The organism is Acinetobacter sp. 5862, assembly GCF_024494585.1.
In the GTDB taxonomy this organism is placed as follows: domain Bacteria; phylum Pseudomonadota; class Gammaproteobacteria; order Pseudomonadales; family Moraxellaceae; genus Acinetobacter.
The window spans coordinates 1-284 of the sequence record NZ_JANHGP010000110.1; the positions used below are offsets into that span (position 1 = coordinate 1).

The 284-nt window shown below is 43.3% G+C and carries 1 tRNA gene; it reads left to right on the top strand.

Features of this window, described 5'->3' with window-relative positions:
• Nucleotide 1 precedes the first annotated feature (1 nt).
• Nucleotides 2-77 (top strand) — tRNA-Ala (locus tag NO346_RS14745).
• The last annotated feature ends 207 nt before the right edge of the window (nt 78-284 follow it).

A 284-nucleotide genomic window follows, 5' to 3' on the forward strand; every position in this document is an offset into this window, starting at 1 on the left:
TGGGGACTTAGCTTAGTTGGTAGAGCGCCTGCTTTGCACGCAGGAGGTCAGGAGTTCGACTCTCCTAGTCTCCACCAAATTCGAGGGTAAACAAAGCAACGCTTTGTCCGAGAATTTAAGCAAACAGCTATGCTGTGCGCAGGCACACATAAGATGGAGCTTAGAGCTAAAGATTACAGAACTTAGTAAGCAAATAGCTTGTTAACTTCTGTGATTTATCACAGTTTACTACTCGCTGACGAGGCGGTAGTTAATCATTAACAGATTAGAATTTGAGTCTGAAA